Source organism: Aeromonas sp. QDB34 (genome assembly GCF_027705405.1).
Classification (GTDB): Bacteria; Pseudomonadota; Gammaproteobacteria; order Enterobacterales; family Aeromonadaceae; genus Aeromonas; species Aeromonas hydrophila.
Map to the genome: position 1 here is coordinate 1 of NZ_JAPDBT010000025.1, position 21,574 is coordinate 21,574.

Consider the following 21,574-nt stretch of genomic DNA (forward strand, 5'->3'; position numbering starts at 1 on the left):
GAAGGGTACCACCAATCAGCAGTTGGCCACCTCTCGCCATTCATCCATGAGTGTCGCACTTATTATCTGAATTCCCGAAATATCATGAATTATAAGTAGCTGTTAGAAGTTGATATTCATCACAACTTAAGAAAACAAATTTAATCCTCCATTGAGCCCCGTCCAACCCCAACTTATAATTCCAATTATCTTTTCCATCAGACAACCATGATAAATGGAGAACAATCATGAGAAATATATTATTACTTTCATTAATTATGCTATCAAGTACTGTAAGTGCTGGTAGATTAGAACTAACAGAAAGCATATTACATGTAGGCGATAACTACATGGCATCATGGGATGCTCCAACACCCATAGGAAAAAACCTTGAATTAGATTTCGAATTATCTCCCAGACCAGATAATTACATTATTCTTTCTTTTGATGCCTATCAAGTATCACCATCTACAAATGGCCTTCATGGAAATCACATTTATATAAACAACCAATTTTACGCCAAATTCACGGACCCCAACAATGTATCCGAAAATGAATGGAAGCCGTATTACTTTGTAATTGACAAGCGATACTTTAACAAGGGAAGTAACATCATTACAATAGAAGCCAAAAATGCGACAGGAACAACTGACGTTGATGACTTCATGATTAAGAATATAATCTTATATATTCAATAACGTCTACTGACATAACACACTGCAGAGTATCTATTTCCCTTAGATTTTCTTTCTAATAAAGAAGGGCGCTTTCACGCCCTTTCTATTAATTACCCCTCCTGATTTTCTCCGGCTACCGGTTCAGCACCTAGGGTCGATTAGCGAAGCGTAATCGTCCGCACCGCAATCTCGGTAGCTATGGACATAGAGAAAATATCAGCTGTAGCACCAGCAGAATTGCTGGCAACCTGTTTTCGCGATCGTCTGATTACGCTTCGCTAATCAGACCTACGGCCTTTTAAGCCACGCTCTGCTGAGAAACTCAGAGATTTCACTATTAATTACCGTATGTATATCATCTCTGTTTACTCCTAGTGCATCATTACAAATATCTGGTGCCATTTTATTTAATTGAGCAGAGCATGGAGAGAGAAAAACAAAATGACCGGCATTGTGTATTACCTGAAATTCTTTTTCTGCAACCAACGTGGTGGCCAGGTCTCTGGCATTTTCTCCCCAAGAAAGCTCTTCATCTTTATTACCAGTAAAAATAAGGGTAGGTGCAATCACTCTTCTGAGTGAGTCGGGAGCGAATGCCATACTCACCGGAGCCATGAAAACCCATGCCTTTATCCTAGAATCGGGGTGCACAACTAGACCAGGATGGTCATTTATTATTACCCCTTTGTTTGAACATATGGCACTCATTTCATATTTACGACAATAATTTTCATAGCGTCCTACATCAATATCCCCTCCTCTCAACAACAATCCTGTTGCTCCACCGGCAGAGAAACCAACAAACGCTATTTTATCTTTATCAATATATTGGGCTATTTCAACATCATTGATCGCAGCAGTAATGACGGCAGATATTTGTAATGGACGACCATACCAGGAACTAATGGCCCCAGCCCCTGCCTGATCCTTGTAGTTATCACCAGGATGCGTGAGGGTAATAACAATATTCCCCTGCCGAGCTAGAGTCGTGGCAAGGTCATGATGACTCCATAAACTACCGGCGTTGCCATGTGAGATCACTATGACTGGATAGCGTCCTGGTACTATATTCAGCGCCTTTTGTGCCGCTATTTGATAAGGGCCTATCGTACTTGGTGTCTTTTCTGCGGCCACACCGGGATAGAAATATACGGCATCCATAGGCTTTCCACCTACAGGATCAGTCACCATGAGACGCTTAAACCCTGTATATTCAGCCGATACGACGAAGGATGGCAAGGCACTGCACGTACATATTGCACAAAATAAAAAATAACGAAAAAGAACCCTCATCAGATATCCTTTCTGATCCAATCGACATTGGGACGACACGCTACCACTATCCCCTTGAGGAGTCATTTTTCACAAAAAAATGGGAGCGAATAATTCGCTCCCATCTTGTATAGATCTTTTGACTACCCTTCCTGATTTTCCCCGGCTGCCGGTTCGGCGCCGACGACGGTTTCAATCTCGATACGATCGACCCGCTGCAGACCGCGGGGCAGCTTGGCGCCACGGCGGCCGCGCTCGCCGCGGTAGAAGTCCAGATCGGCAGGTTTAAGCATGTGCTTGCGCTTACCAGAGAACAGAGTGACCGACCGCCCTTGGGGAATAATGGCAACCATCACCATAAACTCTTCCCGTGCCTTGACCCGCGCGGACGGGATGCTGATGAGCTTGTTGCCCTTGCCCTTGCCGAGCACCGGCAGGGTATTGAGCGGGAACAGCAGCATGCGCCCCTCGTTGGAGATGGCCATGCAGAGATCGGTGTCCGGCGCGCCTATCTTCTGGGGTGCCATCACCAGGCCCCCTTCCGGCACGGTCAGCAGCGCCTTGCCGTTCTTGTTCTTGCCAATCAGGTCGTCATATTTGCAGACGAAGCCGTAACCGGCGTCGGAACAGATCAGATACGGCTCGCCTTCGTTGCCCATCACCAGATGGCGTACCTCTTCGCCAGCCCCCAGCGCGAAGCGACCGGTGAGCGGCTCGCCCTGACTACGGGCGGAGGGCAGGGTGTGGGCCTCCAGCGAGTAGGTTCTCCCCAGAGTGGAGAGGAACACCGCCTGCTGGTTGCTGCGGCCATGGGCGTGGGCGAGATAGTTGTCCCCCGCCTTGTAGGAGAGGCCCTCCACATCCACGTCGTGGCCCTTGGCGGCGCGCACCCAGCCCTTGTCAGAGAGGATCACGGTAACCGGCTCGCTCGGGGTGAGCTCCTTCTCGGTCAAGGCCACGGCGGTGGCACGTTCCACCAGCGGGGTACGGCGATCGTCGCCGTACTTCTCGGCATCCGCCAGGATCTCTTTTTTCAGCAGGGTGCTGAGACGGCGCTCGGAACCCAGGATCAGTTCCAGCTTGTCGCGCTCTTCGGCCAGTTCATTCTGCTCGGCGCGCAGCTTGAACTCTTCGAGCTTGGCCAGGTGGCGCAGTTTCAGCTCGAGGATCGCCTCGGCCTGGGTCTCGCTGATGTTGAAGCGCTCCATCATTACCCTGCCCGGCTCCTCCTCGGTACGGATGATCTCGATCACCTCGTCGATGTTGAGGTAGGCAATGAGCAAGCCTTCGAGGATGTGCAGGCGGGCCAGCACCTTGTCGAGACGATACTGCAGGCGGCGGCGCACCGTCTCACGGCGAAAACTCAGCCACTCGGTGAGGATGGTTTTGAGGTCTTTGACCTGGGGCCGGTTGTCCAGACCCAGGATGTTGAGGTTGACCCGGTAATTCTTCTCCAAGTCCGTGGTGGCGAACAGGTGGGCCATCAGCCCCTCCACGTCCACCCGGTTGGAGCGCGGCACGATCACCAGACGAGTCGGGTTTTCGTGGTCCGACTCATCGCGCAGATCGGTCACCATGGGCAGCTTCTTGGCCACCATCTGGGCGGCAATCTGCTCCATGATCTTGGCGCCTGAGGCCTGATGGGGCAGCGCCGTGATGACGATGTCGCCATCCTCCTCGCTCCACACCGCTCGCTGCTTGATGGAACCCTTGCCAGTCTCGTAGATTTTGCGGATGTCGTCGCGCGGCGTGATGATCTCGGCGTTGGTCGGGTAATCCGGCCCCTGCACATGGGCCATCAGGGCATCCAGGCCGGCATTGGGGTTGTCCAAGAGCTCCACACAGGCGTGGGCCACTTCCCGCGCGTTGTGGGGCGGGATATCGGTCGCCATGCCCACCGCGATGCCGGTCACCCCGTTGAGCAGGATGTGCGGCAGGCGGGCGGGCAACACCACCGGCTCCTTCATGGTGCCGTCGAAGTTCGGCGTCCACTCCACCGTGCCCTGGCCCAGCTCGGAGAGCAGCAGCTCGGAGAAGCGCGACAGCCGCGCCTCGGTATAACGCATGGCGGCGAAGGATTTGGGATCGTCCGGCGCCCCCCAGTTGCCCTGGCCGTCCACCAGTGGGTAGCGGTAGGAGAAGGGCTGGGCCATCAGCACCATGGCTTCATAACAGGCGATGTCGCCGTGGGGGTGGTACTTACCCAGCACGTCACCCACGGTACGGGCGGACTTCTTGTGCTTGGAGAGCGCCGACAGCCCCAGTTCGCTCATGGCGTAGATGATGCGCCGCTGCACCGGTTTGAGGCCATCGCCGATATGCGGCAAGGCCCGATCCATGATGACGTACATGGAGTAGTTCAAGTAAGCCTGTTCGGTAAAGGTGCGCATTGGCTGGCGCTCTACCCCGTCCAGACTGAGCTCGATAGCATCACTCATATGTTTTTCTCTTGCTATGGCGCGCCCCTGAAGGGCACGCCTGAAATGCGGGTCGGCAGGTGACCGACGGCTTAGATGATGGCGAGGTTGCCCTTCTCTTCGAGCCACTCGCGGCGATCGCTCGCCCGCTTCTTGGCCAGCAGCATGTCCATCAGCTGCAGGGTCTCGTCAGCCGCATCCCCTTCGCTCTCCCCTGCCGGATCCATGGTGAGCTGCACCAGACGGCGGGTGTTGGGATCCATGGTGGTTTCCCGCAGCTGTTTCGGGTTCATTTCGCCCAAGCCCTTGAATCGGGTCACCATCACCTTGCCTTTCTTCTTCTCGGCTTCGACCCGCTGCAGCACGCCGTTCTTCTCGTCCTCGTCGAGGGCGTAGTAGACCTCTTTACCGATATCGATCCGGTAAAGCGGCGGCATGGCAACATAGACGTGGCCCTTCTCCACCAAGGCGCGGAAGTGCTTCACAAAGAGGGCGCAGAGCAGGGTGGCGATGTGCAGACCGTCCGAGTCCGCATCTGCGAGGATGCACACCTTGCCGTAGCGCAGGCCGCTGAGATCCTCAGAGTCGGGATCGAGCCCGATGGCCACCGAGATATCGTGCACTTCTTGCGAGGCGAGCACCTGACCGGCCTCCACTTCCCAGGTGTTCAGGATCTTGCCGCGCAGCGGCATGATGGCCTGAAACTCGCGATCCCGCGCCTGCTTGGCACTGCCACCTGCGGAGTCACCCTCCACCAGGAACAACTCACCTTGCATGGGGTCGGCGCAGCCGCAGTCGGTGAGCTTGCCGGGCAGGGCCGGGCCCTGGGTTATCTTCTTGCGCACCACCGTCTTGGCGGCGCGCATCCGGCGCTGGGCGCTGGAGATGCAGAGCTCGGCCAGCTGTTCGGCCAGCTCGGTGTTGCTGTTCAGATAGAGGCTGAAGGCATCCTTCACCACGCCGGAGACGAACGCCGAGCTCTGACGGGAGGAGAGCCGCTCCTTGGTCTGACCAGCGAACTGCGGATCCTGCATCTTGATGGAGAGGATGTAGGCGCAGCGATCCCAGATATCTTCCGGTGTGAGCTTGACCCCGCGCGGCAGCAGGTTGCGGAACTCGCAGAACTCGCGCATGGCGTCGAGCAGGCCCTGGCGCAGGCCGTTGACGTGGGTACCGCCCTGGGCGGTGGGGATCAGGTTCACATAGGATTCGGCGAGGCATTCGCCCCCTTCCGGCAACCAGCAGAGGGCCCAGTCCACCGCCGACTGCTCGGTGCTGAAGGCGCCGACGAAGGGCTGCTCCGGCAGGCAGGTGAACTGCTTGACCGCGTCGACCAGGTAATCCTTGAGGCCGTCTTCATAGCACCACTCCAGCTTGATGCCGGTGTTCTTGTCGAGGAACTTGATGGTGAGGCCGGGGCAGAGTACCGCCTTGGCCTTGAGCAGGTGCTCCAGCTTGGAGACCGAGAACCTGGGCGAATCGAAGTAGTGGGCTTCCGGCCAGAAACGCACCCGGGTGCCGGTGTTGCGGCGCCCGCAGGTGCCGGTGATGGTCAGCTCCTGTACCTTCTCGCCCTTCTCGAAAGCGATGTCGTAGACCTGGCCGTCGCGGCGCACCGTCACCTCGACCCGCTCGGAGAGGGCGTTCACCACCGAGATGCCCACCCCGTGCAGACCGCCGGAGAACTGGTAGTTCTTGTTGGAGAACTTGCCGCCCGCGTGCAGCTTGCAGAGGATCAGCTCCACCCCGCACACCCCTTCCTCCGGGTGGATGTCGACCGGCATGCCGCGGCCGTCGTCGATCACCTCGAGGGACTGATCTTCATACAGGGTCACCTCCAGGGTACGGGCGTGACCCGCCAGCGCTTCGTCGACGCTGTTGTCGATGACCTCCTGGCCGAGGTGATTGGGCCGGGTGGTGTCGGTATACATGCCGGGGCGGCGACGCACCGGTTCAAGGCCATTGAGGACCTCAATGGCATCCGCATTGTATTGAGTAGACATGGAGGGCCTTGCGAATTGACGTTTGGGGAGAATCTTACTCGTTGGGAGGGTATTGGACAAACCCGGCGGCGGCAAAGCTTGATCCGGACGGGGTAAGTCGCCCCGCCGGCCCGTTCAGCGCGCCTCGGCCGCCACCGGCAGCGCCTGCTGCAACTGGGAGAGGGAGCTGTGCAGCCGCCACACCATGCCGGCCAGCTCCCGCGCCGTCGGCTCCCTGTGGTTGGCCAGGGCCGCGCTGATCCGCTGCAGCTCGGCCAGGGTGCGACCCAGGGAGGCATGCTGCACCCCCTGCTCGGTGAGGATCCCCTGCAGAGAGCGGATGCAGTTGTCGCGCACCAGGTAGAGGGGCTGATCCTCGCCGCGCCACTGGCGCAGCTGCCAGACGATGTGACTGCAGTTGAGCAGCACCACGCCCCAGCGCAGCACCCAGAGGCGGGCGGTCTGATCCTGGCTCTGGCTGAGCTGGCTGATGCAGTGGTAGATGAGCGATTCGAACTGGCTCTCGCTCTGGCGCGGGGCCGGCTCCAGCTGATCCATGAAGTGGCGGCGCAGGGAGCGGATGAGGCGGCGGCTCTTGCGCCGATCCGAGCTCGGTCGCAGCAGCTGGAACGCCAGTCCGGCGCTCATCACCCCCAGCGCCTGCCCCAGGCTGCCGTTGATGTACTGCAGGTAGTCGTAGCTGGGCGGATTGGTGATGGCGAGAAAGGAGCCGAGCAGCACGATGAGCTGGCCCCACAACACCGCCTGCCTGGGCTGTTGCTGCTTGAACAGCTGCATGGTGATGAGCACGGGGAACAGCAGGGCACAGAAGAGCCAGAAGTCGTCGAGGCGGATCATCAGGCCGAACTTGACCGCGAAGCAAATGAGGCTCAGCAGCAGGATCGCCTTGAGCATGGTGTTGGCCCCCTTGGCAGGCGCCGGGGTGGCCGAGTAGAGCACGCAGCAGATGGAGAGCAGGGTCAGCGCCGAGCTGCCCGCATCCCACTGGCTGTGGATCCAGAAGGCGCAGCCCAGCAGCACGCAGAGGAAGGTGCGCCCGCCGTTGTAGGCCGCCTCCAGCGTGTCGGTGTGGCTGGTGAGCGAAGAGTGGCGCGGCGGTGCCGGCCACTCCTGATCGTCGTAGCGGGCCAACCGATCCAGCCAGCGCTGACACTCCAGATAACTCCAGCAGAAGTGGCGCAGCCGTCGCCAGAAGGTGTGCAGCCGGTAGTCGCTGGCCGCCGTCGGCACCAAGGGGGCCAGCAGCCGGTAGTCGCTGGCCGCCGTCGGCACCAAGGGGGCCAGCAGCCGGGCGATACGATACTTGTCGCAGCCGGGCTGGCCCAGCTCGGCCAGCAGCCGCTCCAGCAACGCCTGCAGCCCCTCCGGTTGCGCCGGCCAGTTGTGCAGCATGCGGCGCTGGCTGGAGATGAGGCTGATGAGCCGCAGCTGGCGGTGCAGCAGGAAGTTGAGCAGCCGGTTGTGGCGGCGCAGCCGATGGTGGCTCCAGACCGCCTGGATGCGCAGCACGTTCATGGTGAGGATCTGGCCGATCAGCCCCTCGTGGGCGGTGCGCACCTCCGGGCTCGCCTCCCCCAGCCAGAGCAGCTGGGCATGCTCCAGCAGGCGGGCCTGGGTCTTGTGCAGCGACTGCAGCAGGGTCTCGCCATCCGAGGTGCTGGGCAGGATCATCATCAACAGGCCACCGCAGAGGATGCCGATGATCACCTCGCTCACCCGCGCCTGGGCGATGTCGAAAATGTGTTGCGGGTCGGTCACGTTGACGCAGGAGAAGGCGATGATGGCGGCGGTGTAGCCCGCCAGCGCAAAGGCGTAGGAGACGTTGTTCTGATGGTGGTTGGAGATGTAGGTGCAGAGCGCCAGCCAGAGCGCGATGAGGAAGCTGAACAGCCAGGGATCGCTGATGCCAAGGCCGGTGATCACCACCGCAGCCATGGCGCCGATGAGGCTGCCCACCACCCGTCCCAGACTCTTGCTGATGACCCCGCCCACGGTGGGAAAACTCACCACCGCGGCCGAGGTCATCGCCCAGTAGGGGGAATCCAGCTCCAGCACGAAGGCCAGCCAGAGCGACAGGCACATCGCCAGGCTGTTGCGCAGGGCGTAGCGCCACTGGCCGCCATTGGCCTTGCCCCAGGGGGTCTGGCGCCAGAGCGAGGCGGTCACCTTACTCCCCTATGGTGATGGTGCAGGTGGTGCCTGCGATCAGCGTCAGCCCGGGCGGCACCTCCAGCAGCTTGATCCGCACCGGCACCCGCTGGGCCAGCCGCACCCAGGGCACATTGGGTTTGACGTCCAGCAGCAGGTTGTCGGCCCCCTCCACGCTCTGATCGTGGATGGCGCGCCCTATGCTCTCCACTTCGCCGCGCAGCCGCTGCTCCCCGCTGTAGAGCACCACCTCGGCCGGTTTGCCCGGCGCTATGTGCCTGAGCTTGGTCTCCTCGAAGTAGCCCTGCACGTAGAAGGAGTGGATGTCTACCAGCGCCACCAGCGGTACACCGGCGCTGGCATAGTTGCCGATCCGGGTCTGCAGGTTGGTGATGTAACCGTCGCTCGCGGCATGAACCCGGGTCTTGGCCAGCGACCATCGGGCCTGCTCCAGATTGGCCTGGGCCACCTGGTAGGCCGCCTTCATCGCCTGGGCATTGAGGCGGGCCTCGTCCACCGCCTCGGCGGAGATGACGCTGCGCGACAGGCCGCTGCGCCGGCTCGCCTCGTGCTCTGCCTTGTCGAGATCCGATTTGGCCTTGGCCAGCGCCGCCAGGGCGTTGTCCAGCGCGATCCGGTAGGGCTCGGGATCCAGGGTAAAGATCTCCTCCCCCGCCTTCACCAGCTGGTTGTCCTTCACCGCTATCTTGATGATCTTGCCCGACACCTCGGGGGTGACGCTGACCAGCTCGGCACGCACCTTGCCATCCCGGGTCCAGGGCCCCTGCATGTAGTAGTTCCACAGCCACCAGCCCGCCGCCAGCGCCAGCGCGCAGACCAGCAGGGTAGAGAAGTATTTGAGGGTCGCGAGGGGTGATTTAGCCATGTAGCAATATCCATAGGGCGCCGCTGACGGCGAGGATAAACAGGGAGAGATCCATCAGCAGGGGATGCCAGACATCCCCGCCGTAGAGCCAGTCGCGCAGCAGGTGGTGCACCGGCAGCCAGCCCAGCAGGCCGAGCAGAACCGCCTTGAACAGGGGCGGAAAGTAGAGAGAGGCGCCCAGGATCAGATCCGGCAGTGCTGAAGTTGTCACAAGCGGGCTCCCTGTTGGCAAGCGAGATAATGCGGACTCACGACCCGCCATGTGGCGGGTCTGGCAAGACTATCACAGCCCCGCAGGGCGCTACAGGAGCAGATGAGACCCTGCCGGTCAGACCAGCCGATCCGCCGGATGGTTGATGCCATCGAGCAGCGGCACCTCGCCCAGCTCGAATGGATTGACGCCTTCGAGGCAGGCGAGGTTGTAACCATACTGGGCCGGATTGGAGCGGCGCTGATGGTGGGTGTAGATGCCGCAGATGCTGCAGAAGTAGTGTTTGGCGGTGCGGGTGTTGAACTGGTAGCAGCTCAGCACCTCCTCCCCCTGCAGGATGCGGATGCCGGACAGCGGCACCGAGGCGACGATGGCGCCCCGGCGTCGGCATAGCGAGCAGTCGCAGCGGCGCGGATCCACCACGCCATCCGGCAGGGTCAGCTCCAGCACCACGGCACCGCAGTGGCAGCTGGCTTTGTGTCGCTCCTGAATGGGGGTATTGCCGATGCGCTTGATCATGCTGCCTCCTTGCAGACGGGGTCACATCCTCAGATGTCAATCAAACAGGGTATCCTGCCGCCCCTGCAAAAGATGGTCGTACAGGGTGCGCAGCTGGGACGCCACAACCCGATGGCGAGAAAGCGGGGGCAAGTCATCGATGGGAAAGAACCCCGCCCCTTTGGTTTCATCGGTTTCGTCCAGCAGCTGGCCGCCGGTCACCTCGCACAGGAAGAACGCCTTGTGAGCGTGGGGCAGCTGGGGTGGATGGGGGTGTTTGAGCTTGTCGAACAGCGCCAGCAGTTGCACGGCCCGACATGCCAGGCCGGTCTCCTCCACCACTTCGCGCACCACGGCCCCCGCCGGCGAGTCACCGATGTCGCACCAGCCCCCCGGCAGGGTCCAGCAGTCGTCGCTGCGCTCCTGCACCAGCAGGATATGGCCCGCATCGTTCTGAATGAAGGCCCGCACATCCAGCTTGGGGGTGGGATAACCGCTGTCGAGGGCGATCCAGTCGCTGATGGCTTCTGGTGCCAGCTCGCTCTGGCTGGCGATGAGCGCCACCGTGGCCGCTCGCAGCGCCTCGAAACGGCCGATGTCGAAGGGATCGTTGGAGTAGGTGAGGCCCGCTTGCGCCGTGGCCAGCACCTGTTCCAGAAAGGTGGCCAACGGCGGCTGCATGGCTAGAGCCCAAGGAAGCGGACGATCTGGGCGGGGTAGCGTTCGAACGCCACGAAGGCGCGATCGCCACCGCACTCCAGCGAGAGGCGGGCAAAGTGGTATTCGTCCAGCGCCTTGCGGTAGTCGAGCACCTCGTCCTCCTGCTGTTGCAGCACCCAGAGTCGCTCGGGGGCGCTCACCGGTACCGCCAGCGCCCGCAGCTCATCCATGTGTTCAGGCAGCAGTTGGTACTGCTCCCCCGTGTAGGGGTTGGTCTGGGGGCCGAGGTAATCGCAGAGCAGCTCGTGCGGGCGCACCGCCGGGTTGATCAGGGCGGCGTGGCAGCCGTAGCGCTCGCTGACCCGGGTCGCCATAAAGCCGCCGAGGGAGCTGCCCACGGCGCCAAGCTTGAATTCGTTGCCATAACGGCTCTGCAGATCGGCAATGGTCTGCTCGATGGCCGCCCAGGCCGCCGCCGGGGTGTTGGGCTGGGCCGGGATCACCACCTCGATATCGGGTCTGTGTTCTGCTACCCAGGCAGCCATCTGCTGCGCCTTGGCAGAACCGGGCGAGGAGTTGAAACCGTGCAGGTAGAGGAGAACGGGCTTCATCGCGGCTCCTCAATAACCGGTGGCATTGGGGTCGGGCACGAACTGCCCCACCGGCAGACGCCACACCTGGCTGGCGATGCGGCCATCCGGGTAGAGGGTGAGGTAGCGCCAGCCAGGGCCGGATTCGTCCAGCGCGAAGCCATCAGAGAGCGGTTTGAACTGGATGCAGGTGGAGGGGCTGGCGATCAGCCGCACCCCGCGGTGCACCTCGTCAAACTCCTGGTGGACGTGGCCGAACAGTATGGTCTTCTGCTGCGGGTGGCGGGCCAGCACGGCAAACAGGTCGTCGGCATTCTTGAGATTGTGCTGATCGAGCCAGGCACAGCCCACCGGCACCGCCTGATGGTGCAGGGCGATCAGGGCATGACGCTCGGGATGCTGGCGCAGCGCCTGATCCAGCGCCGCCAGCTGGTGATCCCCCAGCACCCCGTGGGGTTTGCCGCGCACCTGGGTGTCCAGCAGGATCACCTGCCAGTGCTCGCCTACCAGCTGCTTGGCCTCGCTGATGCCAGCCGCATGCAGGTATTCGGTCATCAGGGGGCCGTCGTCATGGTTGCCGGGCAGCCAGTAGATGGGGCGCGCCAGCGGCGCCATCATGGAGGCGAAGCGCTGGTAGGACTCCGGGCTGTGATCCTGGGAGAGATCCCCGGTGGCGAGGATCAGATCGAACGGATGGTCATTGGCCTGTACCCGTTCCAGCACGGCAGCCAGGCTCTCGGCAGTGCGCACGGCCAATAGCCGCCCCTCGGCACTCGCGAAGAGGTGGGTGTCGGTAATTTGCAACAGGCGCACACTGCCGTCCTGCGCCTGGGGTAGCTCTGTTTCCAAAATCACGCTTCTTTTTATGAGTTCAACTAGAGGATGTTTATCAGGCTGGTACCATGTCTGAGACAAAATTTTAGCCAATCGGCCAGAAACAGGTTTACCTGCTCCTTTTCATCCCGCTGGTGCATATTTTTATTGGGATAATCATAACGTGGTTGCAACCTTGAAATCTGTTGCGCCGCACACACTTCCGCCATCCGCACATCATGGTACAAACGAATCTCTATTCGGGCCTGCAAATAACTCGGCAATTCCGGGTTGTGCTGGGCCAGGATCACCTGGCTGGTGAAGCGACTCTCCTCGCTCACCGTGAGCTGAAACTGCAGGCCGTTGCCCACCTGATAGCGGCGTTCGGCGCCGACACTGCCGCCCGGGGGCAGCAGTTTCATCAAGGTCATGTAGTTGACCTCGCAGGTACGCTGCAAGGACATCAAATCAGGCACATAGCGCTTGGCCTGGGTATGAACGAGCGCCACCTTAGCGCTCCGCCAGCCAGCGGGCACGCAGCTCGCCGTGATTGAGAGCCAGCCACTGCAAGGCGATGACGGAGGCAGCGTTGTCGATGCGCCCCTCTTTGAGCCAGGTATAGGCCTGCTCGCGGCTCACCACGTGGACCCGGATGTCTTCCCCCTCTTCCGCCAGACCGTGGATCCCCTCGGCCTTGCTGGCATCCACCTCGCCCACGTAGACCTCGATGCGCTCGGTGCTGCCGCCCGGACTCACCAGATAGCTGATGGCGTGCTCGCAGCGGCCGACCTCGATGCCCGCCTCTTCCACCGCTTCGCGCCGCACCACCTCTTCAGCGACCTCACCCGGGTCTATGATGCCGGCCACCAGCTCCAGCAGCCAGGGGGTGGCGCCGGTCTCGATGGCACCGATGCGAAACTGCTCCACCAGTACGATCTGGTCACGCACCGGGTCGTAAGGCAACAGGGCGGCGGCATGGCCGCGCTCGAACAGCTCGCGGACGATGGGCTCGTTCCAGCCCCCTGCAAATAACCTGTGCTGCAGACGATAGACGTTCACTTTGAAGAACCCGTTATATCCTGCTGATTTATCGATAATTTTCACGTCATCGGCAGAATAGTGACGGGTTTGGGGCAAGGCTTGCTGCGACATACGAGACTCCCGCCAGCTTGACTTGGCTCGGTTAGACCATAAAATCCGGGAATATGAATGAACATTCATTCACTCGCTCCCGTCGGAGATGAGGGACGGATTTTAGCAGCCACAGGACATTTGGCTAGGCACGAGGGGGAGAAAACTCACCCTCGTTCTTGACGTTCCTGTCGCTGGAAAAGAGACAGTTATCATAAAATTTTGCTTATAGTAGAGTGATTAAGCTGCAATCAAGCTTGGTCGGTGACAATATTTGCCCTCTCCAGCAACCAGTTTGGGTTACTACATAAGGTTAAATCGATCTATGAAAAGAACACTTTTGTCCGTCATGGTGTTGCTGGGCGTCAGTGCCGGTGCCCATGCCGAAAACCTGCTCGACATCTACCAGCAAGCCCAGATCAAAGACCCGCAGTTGCTGCAGTCCAAAGCCGTTCGCGATCAGGCCTTCGAGAAGATCAACGAAACCCGTGCCCCTCTGCTGCCCCAGATCGATCTGGGTGCCGGACTCAATTATCTGAAAAACAAGAACGATACCCAGAGCAACAACAACGCCAAGGGTGAAGTGACGCTGTCGCAGTCCCTCTATCGTCGCAGTAACTGGGTCAATCTGGATATCAGCGAGAAGCAGGCTACCCAGTCTGATGTTGCCTACAACCTCGAGATCCAGAGCCTGATGCTGCGCACTGCCCAGGCCTATTTCAACGTACTCAAGGCGATGGACACCCTGGAGTTCGTGCGCGCCAACAAGGTTGCGGTAGAGCGTCAGCTGGAACAGACCCAGCAGCGTTTCGAAGTGGGCTTGACCGCCATCACCGACGTCCACGAAGCCGAGGCCTCTCGTGACCAGGCGCTGGCGGACGAGATCAACGCCGAGAACTCGCTGGACAACAGCTACGAGACCCTGCGTGAGCTGACCGGTATCGACCACCGTCAGCTGGACGTGCTCAACACCGATCGCTTCAGCCCGCAGAAAACCGCCTTCGGCTCCGACAAGTGGCTGGAGCTGGCGCTGGACAAGAACCTGCAACTGCACAGTGCCCGCATCGGCAAGGACATCGCCAAGGAGCAGATTGACCTGGCCAAGACCGGCCATGAGCCGACTCTGGATCTGGGTGCCGGACTGCAAACCAGCAATACCGATTACAAGCTTGATAGCATGCCAGGCGGCAATGACAATCAGGCCAATATCGGCCTGACCTTCAAGCTGCCGCTCTACAGCGGTGGCGCCACTAGCTCCAAAGTGAAACAGGCTCAGTACAACTACGTGGCGGCCAGCGAACTGCTGGAGAAGAACTTCCGCTCGGTGCAGAGCACGGTGCGCTCCTCCTACAACAACGTGAACGCCAGCATCGGCTCGGTACGCGCCTACAGCCAGTCCGTCATCTCCGCCGACAGCGCCCTCAAGGCGACCGAAGCGGGCTACGAGGTCGGCACCCGTACCATCGTTGACGTGCTGGACTCCACCCGCAAGCTGTACGAGGCCAAGCAGAAGCTCTCCGAAGCCCGTTACAACTACATCCTCAATATCCTGAGCCTGAAACAGGCTGCCGGTGTGCTGGAGGCGCAGGATCTGGTGGAAGTAAACCAGGGTCTGATGCCTGCCACTGCAAAAGCCAAGACCAAAGTCTGATAGTCGTTATCGGCAATGAAAAAGGCGACCATAAGGTCGCCTTTTTGTTATCCGGGAATCGTCGCTTGCTGGCGATGGTACCGGATAAACGGGACCAGCAGTATTAGCCGCGTTCGCGGATGGTCTTGATGATGTCGCTGGTGGAGCAGCCATCCTCGAAGTTGAGGACTCGCACCTCGCCGCCGTTGGCGGTCACCTCGGCGTAACCGGCAATCTCTTCCGGCTTGTAGTCGCCGCCCTTGACCAGCAGATCCGGCAGCACCTCGGCGATCAGCCGCTGCGGGGTATCCTCGGCGAAGGGCACCACCCAGTCCACGGCACCCAGCGCCGCCAGCACGGCCATCCGGCGCTCGGTCGGATTGACCGGACGACCCGGCCCCTTGAGGCGGCGCACCGACTCGTCGGTGTTGACCGCCACGATCAGGCGATCCCCCAGCTTGCCGGCATTGGCCAGGTAGGAGACGTGACCGGCATGCAGAATATCGAAGCAACCGTTGGTCATCACTACCTTCTCGCCACGCAGACGGGCGGCCTGCACGGCAATCTTGAGCTGGGCTTCGGACATGACGCCAAAGCCGGTTTCCTGCTCGGTGTAGAGCGCGTTGGCAAGCTCAACCGGGCTGACGGTGGAGGTGCCCAGCTTGCCGACCACGATGCCGGCGGCGGTGTTGGCCAAGGCACAGGCTTCGTCCAGGCTCTTGCCGGCGGCCAGCGAGGTGGCCAGGGTGGAGATGACGGTATCACCGGCACCGGTCACGTCATACACCTCGTGGGCCTGGGCCGGCAGGTGCAGCTCGGGTTGGCCTTCGCGGATCAGGGTCATGCCGTTCTCGGAACGGGTGACCAGCAGGGCCTCCAGCTCGAAGCGCTTGACCAGCTCCAGCCCCTTGGCAACCAGCTCCTCTTCACTCTTCACCTTGCCCACCACGGCCTCGAACTCGGACATGTTGGGGGTCAGCAGGGTGGCGCCGCGGTACTTCTCGAAATCGGTCCCCTTGGGATCGACCAGCACCGGGATGCCGGCGGCGCGAGCGCGCTGGATCATGCCGGGCACGTCGTTGAGGGCGCCCTTGCCGTAGTCGGAGAGGATCATCACGTCGCTGTGCGGCAGCGCCTGCTCGACCTTGCCCATCAGCAGGGTGGAGTCCACATCGTGGAAGGCCTCTTCAAAGTCCAGACGCAGCAGCTGCTGGTTGCGCGACAGCACGCGCAGCTTGGTGATGGTCGGGTAGTCGGCCAGACGAACGAAGTCACAGGCGACCTTGACGCCGGCCATCTGGCCAGCCAAGGCATCGGCGGCCTCATCCTGACCGGTCAGACCCAGCAGCACGGCGTGGGCGCCCAGCGCGGCGGAGTTGAGCGCCACGTTGGCGGCGCCACCCGGGCGCTCCTCAATGTGTTCGACCTTGACCACGGGCACCGGTGCTTCGGGCGAGATCCGGCCGGTGGGGCCATGCCAATAACGGTCCAACATGACATCGCCAACGACCAGAACGCGGGCTTTTTCAAACTCGGGCAGGGTGATCTTCATCTGTATCGACTCTCAAAACCTGAAAAATCAGTCGCCGATTTTATCACACTCTTTTATTTGAGGGAGAAAAAGCAAACCTGCGGTTTCCATTTAAAGAAACCGGTAGTGACGATTCCCGTCACGCCAGTGAACCACCATCAGCCCCTCTGACCAGCACATAGCCATTCGCCCCCGACCCCGCTTTTCGGCTAGAATCCCCGCTTGCGAATAAAACGATCCGTTCAGGATCCCCACGTGCCTTTATCGCCTCCCCTTATTCGACCGGGCTTGCCCGGTGCATGGCGATTGCGAACAAGAGACTTTTCATGGCCCACGACAATGCTCCCCGCCTCGAACCCCGCCTGTTTCATCCCCGCTACTGGGCCAGCTGGTTCGGCCTCAGCCTGCTCTGGCTGCTGGTGCTGCTGCCCTGGCGCAGCCAGATGTGGCTGGGACGCCAGCTCGGCAGTCTGGCCCGCAAGCTGCTGAAATCCCGCGTCAAGATTGCCCGCCGCAATCTGGAGCTGGCGATGCCCGAGCTGACCAAGGATGAGCGCGAGAAACTGCTCAAGCAGAATTTCGAGAGCGTGGGCTGCGCCATCTTCGAAGTCGGCATGGCCTGGTTCTGGCCGGATTGGCGGATGCGCAACCTGATGAAGGTAGAAGGGGAAGAGCACGTCATCGCCGCCATGGAGAAGGGTCAGGGCATGCTGCTGCTCTCCTGCCATTTCCTCACGCTGGAGCTCAACGCCCGCTGCTTCGGCCTGGTACGGCCCGGGGTCGGCGTCTACCGTCCCAACACCAACCCGGTGCTGGAGTATGCCCAGTACCACGGTCGCTGCGCCTCCAACAAATACCTGGTGGACCGGATGGACGTGAAGGGGATGATCAAGGCGCTGCGCAACGGGGATGCGCTCTGGTATGCGCCGGATCATGACTACGGCAGCCATGCCAGCGTGTTCGTGCCCTACTTCGCGGTCGAGCAGGCCGCCACCATCACCGGCACCGCCACCCTGGCGCGGGTGAAGAACACCGTCACCCTGCCCTGCTACAACATCCGCACCAGCGAGGGTTACACCCTGCATATCGGGGCGCCGCTCGCCGACTATCCCAGCGGCGACGACCTGGTCGATGCGGCCCGTGCCAACCGCGAGATAGAAGCCGCCGTGCGCAAGGCGCCGGAGCAGTACATGTGGCTGCACCGCCGCTTCAAGACCAGGCCCAACCCGGACGATGCGAGCTATTATTGAGTGGGAAAAAACCGAAAAAGCCGCCGAAAGGCGGTTTTTTCTGGTCTGTTGCCGGTAAAGGGTTTTCATTCGTGGCTGAATATTTTATTAATGGCCCTGCCGAGCGGCGGGCCCCGGCTCGCCAGTAATACCAATAACGAAGGGAAGCGAACATGAAAGCCACTCTTTTGCTGGGCGCCTTGTGCGCATTGACCGGCTGCAGCCAGCAGACCCACAGCGTCCATCTGACCTCCCTCCACTTAAGCGATCTCAAGGACGTGAACGCCCAGTGGAGCCCGCTCACCCGGATGGAGTCCCGCTATCCCAAAGAGGCCATCCTGGCCGGGCAGGCCGGTTGCAGCTCGCTCGAGTACGTGATCAACCCGGCGGGACGGGCCGAACAGATCCGGGTGCTGGACAGCAGCGACCCGCAGTTCAGCGACGCCGCCATCGCCGTGTTGCAGCAGTGGCAATGGCAGGCCACCCCCACCAACTCGCAGCACATTCCGGTCAAATCCCGCACCCGCTTCGAATTCTGCATCGAGCACAACGGCCAGCCCTGCGACACCAGCGAACTGGAACTGCGCTGCCAGGGGGAAGACGTGGTGCGCAGCACCGGGCTGATCTACACCCAGGTCTGAATCAGCCGTGCAGGCCCTATCGACAGCGAAAGAAAAAGGTGAGCCAGGCTCACCTTTTTGCATTGCAAGCGCTGCGGCGCGCGGCTCATCACCCTTGCCGGTGCAGCCAGGCGGCGATGGCCAGTTGCAGCCGCACATAGTCGGCCTGAAGGAACAGGGCCGGCAACGCCTGCTGCCAGTCGGCCTGTCCGGCGACCGAGGCCAGCCGCGGCTCGAGCCGGGTCAGGTCGTCAAGCCAGTCCGCTGCCGGCAACCTGCCGGCCGCCTCGGCAATCAGGTCCATGCCCAGGCGCAGCTGCTGCAACGCCAACCCCTGCGCCTCGGCGTCTGTCTGCTCAAGCCAATACTGCTCGTGATGCTGCCAGTGCTGCAGGCCGAGGGCGATACGCTCGGCCGCACTCAGGTCGGTCAATGCAGGCAAGGCTTGCAGCGCCAGCGGCTTGCCGAGCCCAGCCAGCCGATAACCGCGCTGGGCCTTGGACTGAGCCCCGAGCCGCAGGCCGCCAAGCCCGGCCAGCTGCTCTGCCAAGCCAAACAGGGCGCTCGCCTCGCCGGACTTGAGCTCCAGCTCTAGCTCGTCGATGCGGCTCTTGCCGAATACGCCGACGATCTCCCCCTGATCCCAGGCCAGCTCGATTTCGGCCCCCGCGAAGGCGATCAACCAGTGGCGACGCAGGAAATCGGTACGAAACTGGGCCACCAGGGCACCCTGGATTGCATCGCGTGTGGAAAGACTCGGCCAAATCTCGTCAGGAAAAGCGTCAAGCGCGGGCATATCGCCAGCGACCGGGGCATTGTATTCGGGTCTGGCATGCAGTCCGCCCACCGCCTGGCCCCGACATTTAATCGTCTGTTCGGCGAAATCATCGCTGCGACGGATCCGCAAACCCATCTCCAGGCGGCGCAAATCCAGCGCTGGCGTATCAAAATAGACATTGCCGAGTTCGGCTTGAGAGTTGGATATAATTTCCAGTGAATTCAGAAGGTTGAAAAAAGGCTGTCGAATATCTCGGGAGACAAAAAACTTTATCTCGATCTCAGTTTGCATAGTCATTCCGGGCTGGCAGGCAACTTTGGGGGGCGTGATGCTAAGCGCGAGGATATAATGCCTGCGATACATCAGGATTAATTCACGGTTTTATTGATGGCGCAGTTCGGTTACCATGCGCCCCTCATAAAATCGTATCGAGTGTTTTTTCACCGACACAGGTTTGGCCATGCCAGTAAATACTATTTTGGGGCTTTTTGCCAAGTCCCCCATCAAGCCGCTGCAGAAGCATATCGTCAAGGTTCACCAGTGCTCCCAGCAGTTGGTTCCCTTCTTTGATGCCGTTGCCGAAGACCGTTGGGAAGATGCCGAGAAGATCCGGCAGCAGATTGCCCAGCTGGAAAAAGAAGCGGACATCCTCAAGCGTGAAATTCGTCTGAAGCTGCCTCGCGGCCTGTTCCTGCCGGTTGCCCGTACCGACCTGCTCGAACTGCTGACCCAGCAGGACAAGATTGCCAATCGTGCCAAGGATATTTCCGGCCGCATGCTTGGCCGCAAAATGGAATTCCCCTCCGAGATGCGTGCCGATTTCATGGCCTATCTCAAACGCTGTATCGATGCGACCGCCCAAGCCGAGAAAGCCATCGGAGAACTCGATGAGCTGCTCGAAACCGGCTTTAAAGGACGTGAAGTTGAAATGGTTGCCGAGATGATCCACCAGCTGGATCTTATCGAGGACGATACTGACACCATGCAGATCGGGCTGCGCCAACAGCTGCAAGCCGTTGAGCAGAAATACAATCCGATCGACGTTATGTTCCTCTACAAGATCCTCGAATGGGTAGGTGACCTGGCAGATCAGGCCGAGCGCGTTGGCGCCCGTCTGGAACTGATGCTGGCTCGTTCGTAATCGACTGACTGGGTAAACACTGAATGGACATTATCGCGAATTACGGCACCACCCTGGTGCTCGTGGCGGCCTTGTTCGGCTTTTTGATGGCCTGGGGTATTGGTGCGAATGACGTCGCCAACGCCATGGGCACGTCGGTCGGCACCAAATCCCTGACCATCCGTCAGGCCATCATCATCGCCATGATCTTCGAGTTTGCCGGTGCCTATCTGGCCGGCGGCGAAGTGACCGCGACCATCCGCAACGGCATCATCGACAGCAACGCCTTTGCCGATACGCCGGATCTGCTGGTGCTCGGCATGATAGCCTCCCTGCTGGCTGCGGGTGCCTGGTTGATCCTGGCCTCCTACTTCGGCTGGCCCGTCTCCACCACCCACTCCATCATCGGCGCCATCGTCGGTTTCGCCGTGGTGAGCATTGGCCCGGAAGCGGTGCAGTGGAGCAAGTTCGGCGGCATCGTCGGCTCCTGGATCATCACTCCGGCCATCTCCGGCGTCATCGCCTACTTCATGTTCATCAGCGTGCAGAAGCTCATCTTCAACACCGATGATCCGCTGAACAACGCCAAGCGCTACGTGCCCTTCTACATGTTCCTGACCGCGCTGGTGATCTGTCTGGTGACCATCAAGAAGGGGCTGACCCACGTCGGTCTGCACCTGACCGACGGCGAGGGCATCCTGCTCTCCATCGCCATCTCCATCGCGGTGGCGTTTGCCGGCTGGCTCTACATTCGTGGCCAGCAGTACAACCCGCAGGATGACAGCAAGATGCACTTCGCCAACGTGGAGAAGGTATTCGGCATCCTGATGATCATCACCGCCTGTGCCATGGCCTTTGCCCACGGCTCCAACGACGTGGCCAACGCCATCGGCCCGCTCTCCGCAGTCGCCTCCATCGTGGCGGCCGGCGGCGAGATCGGCGGTAGCTCCCACATCGCCTGGTGGATCCTGCCGCTCGGCGGCATCGGTATCGTCATCGGTCTGGCCACCATGGGCGAGAAGGTGATGGCCACCGTCGGTACCGGCATCACCCACCTGACTCCGAGCCGCGGCTTCGCCGCCCAGCTGGCCACCGCCGCCACCGTGGTGATCGCCTCCGGCACCGGTCTGCCCATCTCCACCACCCAGACCCTGGTCGGTGCGGTCATGGGCGTGGGTCTGGCGCGCGGCATCGCGGCGCTGAATCTGGGTGTGCTGCGCAACATCGTGGTCTCCTGGGTCATCACCCTGCCGGCTGGCGCCATCCTGGCCATCGCCATCTTCTACGTGCTGCAGATCTGCTTCTCCTGAGGCGCGCTGCAGTGAAAAGCCCGGGTCATTGATCCGGGCTTTTTTTATCTCGGCGTGCTTATCCGCACCTG

The 21,574-nt window shown here is 60.6% G+C and carries 20 protein-coding genes; 6 read left to right on the plus strand and 14 right to left on the minus strand.

Annotated elements, in window-relative coordinates; translation table 11 throughout:
• The first annotated feature begins 227 nt into the window (after positions 1-227).
• The gene (locus tag OKC29_RS20380; protein WP_123785053.1) at positions 228-677 is read left to right on the plus strand and encodes a hypothetical protein; all 450 of its coding nucleotides are present in this window, start codon (positions 228-230) and stop codon (positions 675-677) included.
• Between the two features lie 267 nt (positions 678-944).
• Here the strand turns inward: OKC29_RS20380 and OKC29_RS20385 are convergent, their stop codons facing one another.
• The 12 genes from OKC29_RS20385 to nudF form a co-directional block, all read right to left on the minus strand.
• Positions 945-1,949: an alpha/beta hydrolase family protein gene (locus OKC29_RS20385; protein WP_232090975.1), complete on the minus strand. Its 1,005-nt coding sequence runs from the start codon at positions 1,947-1,949 to the stop codon at positions 945-947.
• 122 nt (positions 1,950-2,071) lie between these two features.
• A complete protein-coding gene (gene parC, locus OKC29_RS20390; RefSeq protein WP_073351827.1) occupies positions 2,072-4,366 on the minus strand; it encodes a DNA topoisomerase IV subunit A in 2,295 nt (764 codons plus the stop codon).
• Between the two features lie 71 nt (positions 4,367-4,437).
• Complete coding sequence (gene parE / locus OKC29_RS20395) at positions 4,438-6,348, minus strand: DNA topoisomerase IV subunit B (RefSeq protein ID WP_073351828.1); 1,911 nt, start codon at positions 6,346-6,348, stop codon at positions 4,438-4,440.
• 114 nt (positions 6,349-6,462) lie between these two features.
• Positions 6,463-8,514 carry an FUSC family protein gene (locus OKC29_RS20400; RefSeq protein WP_073351829.1) on the minus strand — a complete coding sequence of 684 codons (2,052 nt, stop codon included), beginning with the start codon at positions 8,512-8,514 and terminating at the stop codon, positions 6,463-6,465.
• A gap of 1 nt (position 8,515) precedes the next feature.
• Positions 8,516-9,382, minus strand: a complete 867-nt coding sequence (locus tag OKC29_RS20405) for an efflux RND transporter periplasmic adaptor subunit (RefSeq protein WP_073351832.1) — start codon at positions 9,380-9,382, stop codon at positions 8,516-8,518.
• Positions 9,375-9,644: a DUF1656 domain-containing protein gene (locus OKC29_RS20410; protein ID WP_011707471.1), complete on the minus strand. Its 270-nt coding sequence runs from the start codon at positions 9,642-9,644 to the stop codon at positions 9,375-9,377. Before OKC29_RS20410 ends, OKC29_RS20405 begins: the two co-directional genes overlap by 8 nt.
• Before the next feature lie 66 nt (positions 9,645-9,710).
• The gene (locus OKC29_RS20415; RefSeq protein ID WP_043171324.1) at positions 9,711-10,112 is read right to left on the minus strand and encodes a GFA family protein; all 402 of its coding nucleotides are present in this window, start codon (positions 10,110-10,112) and stop codon (positions 9,711-9,713) included.
• Positions 10,113-10,148: 36 nt separating this feature from the next.
• Positions 10,149-10,772 (minus strand): NUDIX hydrolase, encoded by a 624-nt coding sequence (locus OKC29_RS20420; RefSeq protein WP_073351834.1) that lies wholly within the window; start codon positions 10,770-10,772, stop codon positions 10,149-10,151.
• A gap of 2 nt (positions 10,773-10,774) precedes the next feature.
• On the minus strand, positions 10,775-11,362 hold the full coding sequence (locus OKC29_RS20425) for a YqiA/YcfP family alpha/beta fold hydrolase (protein WP_270669581.1): 588 nt from the start codon (positions 11,360-11,362) through the stop codon (positions 10,775-10,777).
• 9 nt (positions 11,363-11,371) lie between these two features.
• Positions 11,372-12,190 (minus strand): 3',5'-cyclic-AMP phosphodiesterase, encoded by an 819-nt coding sequence (gene cpdA / locus OKC29_RS20430; protein WP_011707475.1) that lies wholly within the window; start codon positions 12,188-12,190, stop codon positions 11,372-11,374.
• A 26-nt stretch (positions 12,191-12,216) separates the two neighbouring features.
• Positions 12,217-12,618 carry a DUF1249 domain-containing protein gene (locus OKC29_RS20435; RefSeq protein WP_198426826.1) on the minus strand — a complete coding sequence of 134 codons (402 nt, stop codon included), beginning with the start codon at positions 12,616-12,618 and terminating at the stop codon, positions 12,217-12,219.
• A 46-nt stretch (positions 12,619-12,664) separates the two neighbouring features.
• Positions 12,665-13,306, minus strand: coding sequence for an ADP-ribose diphosphatase (nudF, locus tag OKC29_RS20440; RefSeq protein WP_162275778.1), 642 nt, complete (start codon positions 13,304-13,306; stop codon positions 12,665-12,667).
• Between the two features lie 304 nt (positions 13,307-13,610).
• Here nudF and tolC point away from each other — a divergent pair, with 304 nt between their 5' ends.
• Positions 13,611-14,936: an outer membrane channel protein TolC gene (gene tolC, locus OKC29_RS20445; protein ID WP_024944694.1), complete on the plus strand. Its 1,326-nt coding sequence runs from the start codon at positions 13,611-13,613 to the stop codon at positions 14,934-14,936.
• A gap of 103 nt (positions 14,937-15,039) precedes the next feature.
• Here tolC and hldE read toward each other — a convergent pair whose 3' ends face one another.
• The gene (hldE, locus tag OKC29_RS20450) at positions 15,040-16,467 is read right to left on the minus strand and encodes a bifunctional D-glycero-beta-D-manno-heptose-7-phosphate kinase/D-glycero-beta-D-manno-heptose 1-phosphate adenylyltransferase HldE (protein WP_016352090.1); all 1,428 of its coding nucleotides are present in this window, start codon (positions 16,465-16,467) and stop codon (positions 15,040-15,042) included.
• A 305-nt stretch (positions 16,468-16,772) separates the two neighbouring features.
• Here hldE and lpxL point away from each other — a divergent pair, with 305 nt between their 5' ends.
• Together lpxL and OKC29_RS20460 are read left to right on the plus strand one after the other, a co-directional pair.
• Positions 16,773-17,696 carry an LpxL/LpxP family Kdo(2)-lipid IV(A) lauroyl/palmitoleoyl acyltransferase gene (gene lpxL, locus OKC29_RS20455; protein ID WP_045788954.1) on the plus strand — a complete coding sequence of 308 codons (924 nt, stop codon included), beginning with the start codon at positions 16,773-16,775 and terminating at the stop codon, positions 17,694-17,696.
• Between the two features lie 152 nt (positions 17,697-17,848).
• On the plus strand, positions 17,849-18,316 hold the full coding sequence (locus OKC29_RS20460; RefSeq protein WP_073351840.1) for an energy transducer TonB: 468 nt from the start codon (positions 17,849-17,851) through the stop codon (positions 18,314-18,316).
• A gap of 88 nt (positions 18,317-18,404) precedes the next feature.
• On the opposite strand, the gene OKC29_RS20465 is transcribed toward OKC29_RS20460, so the two are convergent.
• A complete protein-coding gene (locus tag OKC29_RS20465) occupies positions 18,405-19,364 on the minus strand; it encodes a CYTH domain-containing protein (RefSeq protein WP_045788952.1) in 960 nt (319 codons plus the stop codon).
• A 169-nt stretch (positions 19,365-19,533) separates the two neighbouring features.
• Here OKC29_RS20465 and OKC29_RS20470 point away from each other — a divergent pair, with 169 nt between their 5' ends.
• Both OKC29_RS20470 and OKC29_RS20475 read left to right on the plus strand, forming a co-directional pair.
• Positions 19,534-20,214, plus strand: a complete 681-nt coding sequence (locus OKC29_RS20470; protein ID WP_005305357.1) for a TIGR00153 family protein — start codon at positions 19,534-19,536, stop codon at positions 20,212-20,214.
• A 23-nt stretch (positions 20,215-20,237) separates the two neighbouring features.
• Positions 20,238-21,503, plus strand: a complete 1,266-nt coding sequence (locus OKC29_RS20475) for an inorganic phosphate transporter (RefSeq protein WP_016352095.1) — start codon at positions 20,238-20,240, stop codon at positions 21,501-21,503.
• Positions 21,504-21,574: the final 71 nt, after the last annotated feature.